Raw genomic sequence first — 12,358 nt, 5'->3', positions numbered from 1 at the left:
AAATCCTCCTGTTTATAAAGATAGCCAGAGACACAGCAGACGATGTTTAAATTTTCTGAATATATCAGATAAAAAAAGGGGAGGAACCCCCCCCCCTTTTTTTTCTACTCCTTATGCTAAAGTAATCGACTCATCCGCATAGACGCTTTGCACAGAGCGGATGATCTCTATACCATCCTTCATCGGACGCTGGAACGCTTTGCGTCCCATAATCAGTCCCATGCCGCCGGCACGCTTGTTAATTACCGCTGTTTTTACAGCATCCTCTAAATCCGATTCTGCAGAACCGCCGCCAGAGTTGATCAGGCCGGCCCGTCCCATAAACGAGTTCATTACCTGATAACGGGTCAGGTCAATTGGGTGGTCACTTGTAAGCTCTGAATATACTTTATCATGTGTTTTGCCGTAGCCGACAGCCGTATAGCCGCCGTTGTTAGTCGGCATTTTTTGTTTCACAATATCAGCCTGCAGACTTGCTGATAAATGGATCGCCTGACTCGTCAGATCGGAGGCCGTGTGATAATCGGTGCCGTCTTTTTTAAAGCCAGGGTTACGCAGATAAGCCCAGAGAATAGTGCCAAGACCGAGCTGATGAGCCCGTTCGAAGGCTTTCGATACTTCCTGGATCTGCCGGTCACTCTGCTCTGAACCAAAATAAATCGTCGCCCCGACTGCTACGGCGCCCATGTTGTAGGCCTGGTCGACAGAGCCGAACATAATCTGGTCGTGTGTTTCCGGGTACGTTAACAGTTCATTGTGATTAATTTTGGCAATGAAAGGGATTTTGTGCGCATAGTCTCTTGCGATCGAGCCAAGTGCCCCAACCGTTGAAGCTACCGCGTTACAATTACTTTCCATTGCAAGCTTCACAATATTCTCCGGATCGAAATACATCGGGTTCGGGGCAAACGAAGCGCCTGCCGAGTGCTCTATGCCCTGGTCCACCGGCAGAATGGATAAATAACCCGTACCGCCAAGCTGCCCGTGATCAAACAGGCTCTGCAGGTTGCGCAGAACTACCGGAGAACGATCTGTTGATTTGTACACTCGGTCGACAAAGTCGGGCCCCGGCACATAAAGATTTTCTTTCGGCACTGTTTTGCTTTCATGATTTAATAAATAATCCGCGTCCTGTCCTAATATTTCCTTTGTTGAAGCCATCATGATACCTCCTCGCCATTTTAGGAAATTCTTCTTACCAATTCCCTTTTTTGGGAAGAACATAAACAAATTTTCGGAAGATTTTATAAAAAGCTTCACTTTTGGAAAAATGTTTATATGAATGATTTCACAGGTTGGTAACGATCCATATAACAAATACACCTCCACCATTGAAACTATTTGGCTGCAAGCGATTTTATTGCTTCACAGCAAAAACGGCTTTTATCTTGCGACCTGGAAAATAGAGAAATTGAAGCTGTAATACGAGTAAGAAGGCCCGGAGATTTTTCTCCCGGCCTTCTTTGTTATTCAAGATCTGTTTTACGCTTCAACGGCGTTACTGCCGGCCCTTCAATAACCTCTCCATCGTAGGAAAATCTCGAACCATGGCACGGACAGTCCCAGCTCCGTTCTGCGTTGTTCCAGGAGAGATCACAGCCCATATGCGTACAGGTGGTGTCGACAACATACAGCTTTCCTGTTTCATCCCGGTAGGCTCCTGCCTTCCCGTCTTCAGTATTAATTAAAGCCCCTTCATCATTTTCCAGGTTCTTTTCTTTATCGCCCCGGTTGGACTTTCCTTTAACCATTTCTTTTCCCACGTCCATGTTTTCGGCTGCAAAGGATTGAATGTTTTTCTTTTTCAGTTCAGAACGCGTCGGATCAAAAGCTTCCTTGTACACATTTTCATTACCGAGTACGTAATCGGCGAGCATTTTCCCTGCTGCTTCACTGTTACTCATTCCCCACTTCATAAATCCGGTGGCAGTGAAAATCTGCTCTTCCCCGGATGTCATTGGGCCCACATAGGGCATTTTATCCAGAGTGATCATATCCTGTGCCGACCATCGGTAAGGTACTGTCTGCAGACCGAAATATTCTTCCCCGAAGGCGCGCAGTGCTTCGTACCGTTCGAACGTATTTATTTCATTTTTTCCGGACGTGTGGCCTTCCCCGCCGATTAAAAGCAGTTCCTCCCCGTTTTCATCCTTTGCTGTACGAAGTGACCGCGAAGGGGTATCTACACTAATATACATGTGCTTTGGCATCGTCTGAACTTTTGCCCCAATGATGTAGGAACGCTCCACATGCAGACGGCTGTAGTATTTCCCCATACCGTCATTAAAAGGGAAATGACTTGTTACCAGGAGATAGTCACTGGTAATCGTGCTGTCGTTGTTTGTATTTACCACTACTTTTCCGTTGGATTTATTTACATCAGCTGCGCGTGTATTCTCGTACACACGACCGCCAAGACGAACAACTTCTTCAAGAAGCGCCCGGTAATAATGTACTGGCTGAAACTGAGCCTGATCATGGATAACGAGGGCCCGCTCGACAGCGTACGGAAGATCATGTTCTTCCAAAGCATCGCCGCCGTTCACATTTAATAACCGGTATGCTTCCGCTTCCTGCTCCATCACTTTTTTCTGCTGCTCGCTTTTCGTATAAATAAAAGCGTCCCGCTCTTCCCATTCACAGTCAATATTAAGCTCAGTAACCCGTTTGCGCATATCGCTGATCGCCTTTTCATTAGCTTCAAAGTACTGGCTTGTTTTTTCCCGGCCGTGATTCTGAATTAGTTCATCGTACACCATCCCGTGCTGGGAGGATATTTTTGCCGTTGTATTCCCGGTTGTACCTTCCAGCACCCTGCCCGCTTCGAGCAGCACCACCTTCGTTCCAGCCTTCGCTAAATAGTAAGCTGCTGTGATGCCGGCTGCCCCGGCTCCTGTGATAGTAACTTCAGCCGTGTCTTCTCCGCTGTGTGCGGGCATGTGTGTAGTTTCGCTCTCCTTAAGCCATAAAGAATTTGGATATAAAGGGACACGTTTACTATTAGTCATTATAGTTCCTCCTTATAGTTATTCAGGCGGCCATTGCTTCTTCCTGTCTTGGGCGGGCCGCTTTATACCAGTGCCAGCAGAGAATAACCATAATGGCAATATCCGCAGCATCGCCCCCGTAATACATCAGCATTGAGCCTGCCTGAGCAGCTTCCTGCCCGACCCCGGGCGGCGGTGACGCATACAAATACTTGGACAAAATGCCGTGACCTGCAAGTGCCGTTACAAGCACCCCGGACCGAAAAAGAAAAGAATACCGGTGCGGCGCCGGATCGATATAAATAATAGAAGCTGTAAAAACATATCCCGCTAAAAAAATATGAATATGAACGGCGGTATAAACAACAACGGACTCATGCATCGACGCGTACAATCCAGTCGTATACAAAAGCCACAAACCGCCAATGTTTAACACTGTGGCCGTCAGCGGATGAGATACTATTGCCACAAAGCGGCTCCGCAGTAATTTAGACAGTTTTTTCGCTGAAGGTACCGGGAGAGTGCGGAGAGCAAGCGTCACCGGAGCCGCGAGTACCATACAAAGCGGGGCCAGCATACCAAGCAGCAGATGCCCGGTCATATGAATGACAAACGAATCATGTGCCATACGGGGAAGCGGCCCAAGCACAGAAACGACTGCTGCCGCTGTACCAACAGCAAACAGGCCGATGCGGTATACCGGCCACGCGGCGTCCCGAAAAGCCGCAGCAAGATACAAGAGACAGACAATTACAAAAGGGGCTGCAAGCACCCCTTCTGCCATATAATGTGAAGTAGTCATCGGTTTATACGACTGCTCTCTGCTTTTTTATCTGCGAAGTCTGCCACCATATGAGTATTCCAACAATAAGGAGTACGAACGCACTGATATTCCATACCAGGTCATATGGCAGAATGTCCACACCGTATCTTATTTGATGGATTCCCATCCACTTATGCTGAACGATCCCGTCATACAGCTGAAAAAAGCCAACCCCGGTCAACATCCCCCCCAGCCACCGGCGCAGCCAAAAGCTCTGCCGGCGCCGGAGATCAGCAACCATAAACAGGGCAGCTACTGTAGCAAACCAGCTGAATGCATGAAAAAAGCCATCTGAAACGATCCCGACAGCCGTTGTCGATAAATCATAAAAATGATGCCAGTTCAGCAGCTGATGAAAAACTACTTCATCTATAAAAGCGATGAGGCCGAGACCAAAAAGAAAGCCGGATAACACATTTCTTCCGGCGTAATTCGCCTGGTTTCTCCGGAGCATCGCTTCATTTTTTTCTGACATGACTAAACCTCCTACGTTACATATCCGTCTTTACGCGATTGCTCGAAAAAAGCACGTGCGTGCCCATATAAAAATGAAACATATATTCTGCCGCCCCCATCAGCACAGCGGCTACTATTGCTGCAAGCAGCACTGAGCCTGAAAAGGAAATCACAGCACCTGCAATTAAAATAACCACAAATACCAGACCGGTATCTACAACCGCTGCGATCAGGCTTTTTACACGGGGCAGCAGCACGAGATCACCGAGCGGATAGCTGAGTGCCCCGATAATAATAGCAAGCACCAGTACATTCCAAACAGAGACCCCGTTTGCGATACCGAGCACCAAAAACAACAGAGCTGCGGTGAACAGGCCTTTTCCGGTTAATGCTTTAACGTGTTTCATATTCCCCCTCCTTTCTGAACCTGGCTTATAAAACACAAAAAGCCAGGGAAAGACGTATCTCTTTTCCTGGCTTACCGCAAGGCTTAATCCCGCGATTGCTGCCTTCGTTTATTCTGTTAATGCTTGGCTACCCTTCTACTTCCTTTAAACACATTTCCATAAACGCTCTTTTAATTTCAGCGCCATCCTCATAAGGAATAATTTTACTTTTCAAATCGATCTTAATTTTATTATTTCTCACGGAATTTTAAGCGGTAAACTCTTCTCGGTCTCCCCCGGTGCCCTGACTGCTCTTCTCCTGTTTGCACCGCTATCTGATTTTCTTCCAGCTTCAACAATATTCGACGTGCATTTCGCAGAGAACTGTTTAACCACCGCGCGATATCCTGAGCAGTCACAATATCCTGAGAATAATAACGCGATAATGAATGAAGTTTGGATAGAAAGGCAGGGCTCAAGCTGTTTTCTATGCCTTTTTCCTCTCCGCTATTCATATTTCTTTGCTCATAAGTAAAAGAACCAACTGCAGCTTCGTATTCTGTAATACGAAGGTCTTCGTCCACAATAATAATAGAATTGGTTTTCGTTTCCCTTGCTTCCTGCAAGGCTCGCCGGGCGTTCTCTTCGGATTCAAGAGTCGTTCTTCCGTATCCAATGACGGTCCGTACCTCAAGAGCCGTATTAACCCGGGCATCTTCCACAAATTGAAACCATAATTGTTCACTTTCGAATTCGATTTCTCCCCGGGTGGTATATATAAAATACAGGCCGTCTCCCATCTGCACATAGGAGCCCCGGGCCTTTTCTGCATAATAAAGAAGCCACCGGTGCAGATCTAATTCCCTGTGCTTGCGCTTAAAAGAATAAGACTCTTCCTGCAGAGCTTTTTGGTCTTTAGCCACTTCGATCGCCACTATGGCTATTTGGGATTTTCGATAAAGCATCGATTGTGCACGCTCTTTAACATATTTAAGCGTGAGTTGTATGGACAGTTTTGTAGGACGCACCCGGTAGCAAGGGATATTCTTTTCTTTCATAGCTAAGTACACTTCCCGGATACTCGTGAATACGGCATCAATTTTCCCTTCATTGTACAAATCTTCATGAAAAGAAACTATTTTACCCGGAGAAATATACCCTTTGTAAGAAAGGTTGAATATTTCAATATCTTCCCCTAAAAACTCTTCACGTATTTCTTGAATTTCATTTTCCTGAATAGTATCTAAACTAATGTGCAGCAATAATTGATTTTCTTTATACTGGGCTTCGAGCAGTCTTCCCAATAAACTTGCCCCGTAAAGAGGCGGAAAGCTTGCATCTTTTTCACTCACCAGTTGATTGGAAACTGCCACATCATAGGGGGACTGGCCGGAAAAAAACCAGAAATCAACCTTGTGCTGATTTTCTGGTACAATTTCTTTAATTTCACTCGTCTGTTCGTAGGTGAGCGGTACAGCCTGAAAATCCTCATACGGATCCAGCTCTTTTAACATAGATTGAACAGAATCTTCCGGGCCGACCACACCTATACGTATATTCACTTTTTCAACTCTCCTGTCTGCATCATCACATAATTAGCTAAAACCTGAACACCTTTATAAAGATCGTCAATACTTGCATGTTCTTCAGGCACGTGGCTTTTCCCCTCCCTGCAAGGAATAAAGACCAGCCCCGCCTGCCATTTTTTAGCTATGTTCATGATATCATGCCCTGCCCCACTGTCCATATCATGATAGTGATAACCTGCTTTTACGGCAGCTTCCTGTAATTCATCGGCTACTTCCGGAGAAAGAAGTACTGAAGCATTATCGACCAACGTTTCAATATCTACATGGATATTTTGATTATCAGCTAATTCAGTGGCACTTGTGCGGAGAATGTCTCCGGCTTCCTGTTTACGTTTATCGTTTACACTTCGAATATCGACACCAATAGTAACTTTTCCCGGTATAACATTCATTTCATTCGGTTCACATTCAATAGTACTTGCCGTAGCTACAATTTCTTCTCCGCTTGCTGCCTCAATTTTCTTGGCAGTATCCGCCACCGTTTGAATAAAAGGAGCAGAAGCAGCCAACGCATCTTTTCTTTTGCTCATAGGCGTTGTTCCGGTATGACCAGCCTCTCCCGTAAATACAAAAGACAAACGAAGCGGACATGCTATGCCTCCTACAATACCAACGTCTTTTTGGGCATTTTCAATTTTAGTTCCCTGCTCAATGTGAAGTTCTACTACCCGGTGGAAAGCATCTTTTGGCTGTTCAGCCAGGTTCATATTATTCCAATCAAGCCCCTGGCTGCGTACCGCCTCTTCCAGAGTCATGCCCTCAGAATCCTTCAAATTTATTAACTCATTCTGCAGTACAGGAGTCAGCAAACCGGCCATTGCTTTACTTCCAATTGTCGATACGCCAAAACGGGAGGATTCCTCAGAAGATGCACAGATCACCGTCACAGGACGGGACGGTGTCCAATTTTTTTCCTTTAAATATTGAATAACACCGAGCCCGCACAATACTCCGGCAACACCGTCATATCCGCCTCCACTAGTAACTGTGTCCAGATGAGAAATAAAAGCTATACTTGATTTTTCACTCTGCCCAGGATTCCACACAGCCAGAATATTTCCCGCTTCATCTCTTTGCACCTGCATGCCCAGGCTGTCTGCTAAATGAATAAACTCCTGCACTGCTTCCATTTCCTGATCCGAATAACCAGGCCGGTTAAATCCTTCCGGCCTGTTCATTGTAGAAGTAACGTTTAATCGCAGTAAGTTTTTTTCCAACCATTTCTTCAATTTTCTTCCTCCTTCCATATTGAATTAACAAGAGGATAGATAAAAGCTGCGAGCGCTGGACCGAATACTGCTTCCTCATAATCAAATGAAGGATGGTGGTGACCAGCAGCAAGCTCTGTTCCAAAAAGCATATAGGTAGCTTTTCCACCTTGTTTTTGGACGTGGTTAATCATTACTGTAGCGTCTTCTGAAGCCCCCACTTCTCTCGACGGTTCTACGTATTTTACTAAGCTGCTTTTTTCCAAAGCTGATGCTATCCACTCCTGCCATTCAGAATCACACTCGGCGGCCATCCCTTCCCCTGTATACTCTATTTGACTTTCCACTCCATACATAAATGCACTCGCTTCAATCATACGTGCTGCTTCGTTCATCATATATTGATTTACCTGTGTAGAACTTCCCCGTGTTTCCCCAATAATTTTCGCATAATCGGCAACAACATTGCGCCCCGAACCCGCGTTCAGTTCCCCAATGTTAATCCTTGTGTCTCCTTTAGAATGTCTGGAAATACCCTGAGTATGAACAGCTGCCGCCGCTGCTGCCAATAACGCATTTCCACCTTCTTCGGGCTTCGCTCCAGCATGGGAGGAGACACCCTTAAAAATAACGTCAAACTTAGTAGTAGCCAAAAATTTAGCAGCAGTGGCGGCTATAGTCCCTACCTTCATATCTGTAATACCGATATGGCCGCTCATAAAATAATCGACATCGTCCAGCCACCTGTTTGCAACGACTGCTTTTGCACCTCTGCTGCCTTCTTCCGCTGGTTGAAATATGATAGTAGCCTTACCATTCCATTCTTCGGGGTGCTCTGAAAGAAATGTGGCCAGACCGAGACCAAGAGTAATATGACCATCGTGGGCACAGGCATGCATTTCTCCTGGAAAGGCTGAAGCAAAATTTTCCCTATTAGGAAAATGAGAAGCTGCAGAAGTTTCTGTGATAGGAAGTGCATCAATGTCCACCCTATAACACACATGCGGGCCTTCTTCCTTTCCTTCAAACTGAATTAACGCCCCCGTATGCCCGTCTTCTGTCTGTTTAATAAACTCTTCAGGAACCTGAAGCTCCTCTGCCCGCTTTTTTGCTTTTTTTAACGTGCTTTTGTCCGGCACACCCTGCCTGGCATCTGATTTGGTCAGTTCTTTACCATAAATGACTTTACCATCAAGCTGCTGCAGCTCTTGCGCAATGACATAAGTGGTATAGATTTCTGTCCAGCCTACCTCTGGATATTTGTGAAAATGCCTTCTCCATTCCTTGAGCTTCGGGAGAAGCTTTTGGATATACTCATCGATTTTGTTTACAGACATGTCTAACTACTCCTCATCTTTCAGCAGTTTTAAGCCTTCAACCGCTTCATGGTACATAAATTCGATACCATAACCAAGAGCTCGCTCATCAATATCAAAGGAAGGATCATGCAAAGGCTTCTGGACTGTCCGTTCAGGAATAGCAGTCCCAAGCCAGTGGTAATTTCCAGGGTATTTCTCCAGGAAACGGGCAAAGTCTTCCCCGCCAAGACTCGGTTCTACCTGCGGTAACGACTCTTCACCATACAAACGGCGGGCGGTTTCTCTGGCATGTTCCGCCCACACAGGTGTATTTATTGTAGCCGGGTAGCCATCAAAATATTTTATCTGGCAGATCACTTCAAATGATGCTTCTATCCCTGTCAGCAGCTGGCCAAGCTTTGTTTTAACTCTTTCTTTCACTCCATCTTCAAATGTCCGCACCGTGCCTTCGAGAGTAGTTTCACTTGCGATTACATTATAACGCTCTCCGCCCCGGACCGTACCTACAGTAACAACTGCCGCATCCAGTGGATTGATATTCCTGCTGATAATAGATTGGATTTGACCAATCAGCTGACCTGCCGCTACGATCGAATCCTTTGTCTGATGCGGCATACTAGCGTGGCCTCCTGCTCCCTTTATTATGATTTCAAACCGATCAGAGTTCCCCATGATAGGACCACTCATCACTCCGAACTTCCCCACAGGGAGATCCGGCCATACGTGCTGAGCTAAAACAGCATCCGGCTGATAAACTTCAAATAATCCGTCTTCGAGCATTTTAGCTGCTCCGCCTGTAGGAGCCTGTTCCTCTGCAGGCTGGAATACACATAATACTGTACCTTCTAATTCCTTTTTATTTTTCTGAAGCAGGGATGCAGTGCTCATCAACATAGCTGTATGAGCATCATGACCGCATGCATGCATAACTTTCTTCTTTTTTGATCGATATGACGGAGATGGCTTTTCCTCGATAGGGAGAGCATCAATATCCGCGCGGAGAGCTATCGTTTTTCCAGGACGGTCACCTTTAATGATGGCAAGAATTCCAGTCCCGGCAAAACCAGTTGTGTATTCAATCTTTTCTTCATAAAGAAAATTTTGTATTGTTTCCGAAGTCTGGTACTCTTCCCCGCTTAATTCAGGATACTGGTGAAAGTAATGTCTGTATTTTAAAGCTGTATCTATTGCTTCGTTTATTTGTTCTTCTGTTAATCTTTTGATGTTCATTGTGGTCTCTCCCTTTATACAATTACAAATCCATATAAACTCCTGGCCCTATAGGAAGCCCTAATAAATTCCAAACGATGAACATAACAATCCAAAGGGTCAAAAATACGAGAGTATACGGCAGCATAATAGAAAATAATGTTCCAAATCCGGCACGGTGATCATATTGTTTCATAAAAGCTAAAATCATTGGTACGTAAGGATTCAACGGTGTAATAACATTTGTTGTAGAGTCCGCAAGACGATAAGCTAATTGAATATAAGCCGGGTTGTAATCCAAATACATGAATAGCGGAATAAATATAGGAGCCATTAAGGCCCATTGAGCGGAGCCGCTGAAAATAAACATATTCAGCACACCCGCAAGGAGAATAAAACCGACTACTACTGGTAGACCGCTAAAGTCAGCTGCTGTTAAAAAGTTTGCCCCGCTCACAGCCATGTAAGAAGACAAATTTGTCCATTCAAAGTAAGCAATGAATTGGGCAGCAGCAAAAATCAATGTAATGTAGCCTGCCATATCCTTCATGGACTGCGCCATAAATTCCGGCACATCCGAGGTAGAATTAATTACTTTCGTAGTCACCCCGTAAGCAACAGCTACGATGATAAAGAAAAACAGTATCAGTGGCACAATATTTGAAATGAACGGTGACTCTACAATCGCTCCATTTTCTCCGCGTAACAAGCCATTTGCAGGTACTACCATAATAGCAATCAAAACTAAATATACCGCGCCGGCGATACCAGCGTTTCTCATCCCTCGGAACCTTTCCGGAGTAATTTCTTCTATTTGATTACCCAGAACAGTACCATCACTGTAGCTTCCGTCATATATTCCAAGTCTTGGCTCTATTACTCTCTCCGTAAGCCACGCCCCTACAATCATTAACATGGGCACAGAAGCAATCATATAATACCAGTTATCAACCGGTGTGACGTTAGCACTTTCGTTTACGGTCTGCGCTGCTTCCGTTGAAATACCTGAAAGCAGAGCGTCAGTGCCGGTAATAATAATATTAGCAGTAAAGCCTGCCCCTACACCGGCGAAGCCAGCAGCAATTCCGGCCAGAGGGTGACGGCCCAACGCATAAAAGACCATAGCTGCCAGAGGAGGGATAATAACAAATGCTGCGTCTGAGGCCAGATTTCCAATAATGCCTGTACCAATAACTGCGTATGTAACTAATTTTTTTGGTGCCTTTAATATGACAGAAGTCATAAACGTTTCCATAAGCCCGACTTTTTGAGCTAACCCGATGCCAAGCATCATTACAAGTACAAGACCTAAGGGAGCAAATCCAGTAAAGTTATCCAGCATTGAAGATAATATATACTCCAAACCTTCTTCAGAAATTAACGGCTGCACAGCTACTGTTTCTCCATTTTGGGGGTCTTCGAAGGAAACCCCCGCCCATCCGACGACCGAAGAAATTAAAATGACAGCTGCTGCTAAATATATAAACAGCATGAATGGATGCGGGAGTTTATTCCCCGCTCTTTCCACTCCGTCAAGAAACTTCATGAATACAGATTTTTTTCCATTTTCTAAACTCATTTCATTATACACTCCTTTTAGGACATTGTCTTTAAATGTTCCTTAATTAGTACAGTAGCATATAATTTCTTTTCGTCCAATAAGAATTCAAACTATTTTTTATTTTCTATGTAAGAAAACTTTTCAAAATGGTAAGCGTTATCATTATTATACATTTTACGACAAATAAAAATTCCTGCCTCCGTATGTACAAAAGAGGCGGGAATTTTAACTAATAATTAATTTATACTAATTTATATCTCTTATTTAACCCCATGCCATTCTCTCTTTCAGAGATGTAATATGGGCTAAGTGATGCCTGCTGTGCCAGGCATAAAGACTCAAGGCCTCCTCAAGTGTGGAACGGCCTGATTCAGGATGACGGAAAGTGCGGAGCCAGTCGTCTTCCTGTAATTCATCTAATAAAAGCACCCAGCGTTGGTGAAGGCCCTCGAGCAGTTTAAGAGAAATTTCTATTTCTCCGCTGCTGTCCGTCAGTTCAGCCCACGCCGTCTGATCATATGGTTTAATTTCAGGTTCTTCCTCCGTTAATGCCTGTTTAAAGCGTATATAACCGTGCAAATGACTGTCAGGAACGTGATGGACGACCTGACGGATGCTCCATCCGCCTTCCCGGTAAGGAGTATCCAGCTGCTGCCTCGTTAAATGCTCCACCTCTTCCCTGTAAAGCGAAGGAACAGCCGCCAATGTTATAGTCCATTCTTTTCGTTTTTCAGCACTTATCGTTTTCGGCCATTCAAATGTTCCGATAGGAAAACGGTGTTTGTCCATATTTTCACCTCATTCTTAGATTTCTATTTGT

General features: G+C 44.9%; 11 protein-coding genes. All 11 read right to left on the bottom strand.

Features of this window, described 5'->3' with window-relative positions:
• Positions 1 to 111: 111 nt before the first annotated feature.
• The gene (locus tag BLV22_RS13780; protein WP_091616534.1) at positions 112 to 1,161 is read right to left on the bottom strand and encodes a class I fructose-bisphosphate aldolase; all 1,050 of its coding nucleotides are present in this window, start codon (positions 1,159 to 1,161) and stop codon (positions 112 to 114) included.
• Between the two features lie 305 nt (positions 1,162 to 1,466).
• The gene (locus BLV22_RS13775) at positions 1,467 to 3,008 is read right to left on the bottom strand and encodes an FAD-dependent oxidoreductase (protein ID WP_091616532.1); all 1,542 of its coding nucleotides are present in this window, start codon (positions 3,006 to 3,008) and stop codon (positions 1,467 to 1,469) included.
• Positions 3,009 to 3,030: 22 nt separating this feature from the next.
• A complete protein-coding gene (locus BLV22_RS13770; RefSeq protein WP_091616530.1) occupies positions 3,031 to 3,789 on the bottom strand; it encodes a cytochrome c oxidase assembly protein in 759 nt (252 codons plus the stop codon).
• 4 nt (positions 3,790 to 3,793) lie between these two features.
• Complete coding sequence (locus tag BLV22_RS13765; RefSeq protein WP_091616528.1) at positions 3,794 to 4,285, bottom strand: DUF2243 domain-containing protein; 492 nt, start codon at positions 4,283 to 4,285, stop codon at positions 3,794 to 3,796.
• A gap of 16 nt (positions 4,286 to 4,301) precedes the next feature.
• Complete coding sequence (locus BLV22_RS13760) at positions 4,302 to 4,673, bottom strand: DUF2512 family protein (protein ID WP_091616526.1); 372 nt, start codon at positions 4,671 to 4,673, stop codon at positions 4,302 to 4,304.
• A gap of 230 nt (positions 4,674 to 4,903) precedes the next feature.
• The gene (locus tag BLV22_RS13755) at positions 4,904 to 6,214 is read right to left on the bottom strand and encodes a helix-turn-helix domain-containing protein (protein WP_091616524.1); all 1,311 of its coding nucleotides are present in this window, start codon (positions 6,212 to 6,214) and stop codon (positions 4,904 to 4,906) included.
• Positions 6,211 to 7,470, bottom strand: a complete 1,260-nt coding sequence (locus BLV22_RS13750; RefSeq protein WP_091616522.1) for a M20 family metallo-hydrolase — start codon at positions 7,468 to 7,470, stop codon at positions 6,211 to 6,213. The genes BLV22_RS13755 and BLV22_RS13750 overlap by 4 nt, the downstream gene beginning before the upstream one ends.
• Positions 7,467 to 8,786: an amidohydrolase gene (locus tag BLV22_RS13745; protein WP_091616520.1), complete on the bottom strand. Its 1,320-nt coding sequence runs from the start codon at positions 8,784 to 8,786 to the stop codon at positions 7,467 to 7,469. The genes BLV22_RS13750 and BLV22_RS13745 overlap by 4 nt, the downstream gene beginning before the upstream one ends.
• Positions 8,787 to 8,792: 6 nt before the next feature.
• The gene (locus BLV22_RS13740) at positions 8,793 to 9,998 is read right to left on the bottom strand and encodes a M20 metallopeptidase family protein (protein ID WP_091616518.1); all 1,206 of its coding nucleotides are present in this window, start codon (positions 9,996 to 9,998) and stop codon (positions 8,793 to 8,795) included.
• 22 nt (positions 9,999 to 10,020) lie between these two features.
• Positions 10,021 to 11,556, bottom strand: a complete 1,536-nt coding sequence (locus BLV22_RS13735; protein WP_091616516.1) for an AbgT family transporter — start codon at positions 11,554 to 11,556, stop codon at positions 10,021 to 10,023.
• Between the two features lie 246 nt (positions 11,557 to 11,802).
• Positions 11,803 to 12,327, bottom strand: coding sequence for a YfiT family bacillithiol transferase (locus tag BLV22_RS13730; RefSeq protein ID WP_091616514.1), 525 nt, complete (start codon positions 12,325 to 12,327; stop codon positions 11,803 to 11,805).
• Between the last annotated feature and the right edge of the window lie 31 nt (positions 12,328 to 12,358).

It is taken from the genome of Marinococcus luteus, assembly GCF_900106595.1.
GTDB classification, from domain to species: domain Bacteria; phylum Bacillota; class Bacilli; order Bacillales; family Marinococcaceae; genus Marinococcus; species Marinococcus luteus.
Note: the sequence above shows the minus strand (reverse complement) of the source record. Positions and strands in the feature narration are given on the sequence as shown.

What these genes read in the sequence shown, in the direction of transcription:
- BLV22_RS13745 (WP_091616520.1), bottom strand. Translation starts at nt 8,786, where the DNA reads ATGTCTGTAAACAAAATCGATGAGTATATCCAAAAGCTTCTCCCGAAG.
- BLV22_RS13780 (WP_091616534.1), bottom strand. Translation starts at nt 1,161, where the DNA reads ATGGCTTCAACAAAGGAAATATTAGGACAGGACGCGGATTATTTATTA.
- BLV22_RS13765 (WP_091616528.1), bottom strand. Translation starts at nt 4,285, where the DNA reads ATGTCAGAAAAAAATGAAGCGATGCTCCGGAGAAACCAGGCGAATTAC.
- BLV22_RS13730 (WP_091616514.1), bottom strand. Translation starts at nt 12,327, where the DNA reads ATGGACAAACACCGTTTTCCTATCGGAACATTTGAATGGCCGAAAACG.
- BLV22_RS13770 (WP_091616530.1), bottom strand. Translation starts at nt 3,789, where the DNA reads ATGACTACTTCACATTATATGGCAGAAGGGGTGCTTGCAGCCCCTTTT.
- BLV22_RS13760 (WP_091616526.1), bottom strand. Translation starts at nt 4,673, where the DNA reads ATGAAACACGTTAAAGCATTAACCGGAAAAGGCCTGTTCACCGCAGCT.
- BLV22_RS13775 (WP_091616532.1), bottom strand. Translation starts at nt 3,008, where the DNA reads ATGACTAATAGTAAACGTGTCCCTTTATATCCAAATTCTTTATGGCTT.
- BLV22_RS13735 (WP_091616516.1), bottom strand. Translation starts at nt 11,556, where the DNA reads ATGAGTTTAGAAAATGGAAAAAAATCTGTATTCATGAAGTTTCTTGAC.
- BLV22_RS13740 (WP_091616518.1), bottom strand. Translation starts at nt 9,998, where the DNA reads ATGAACATCAAAAGATTAACAGAAGAACAAATAAACGAAGCAATAGAT.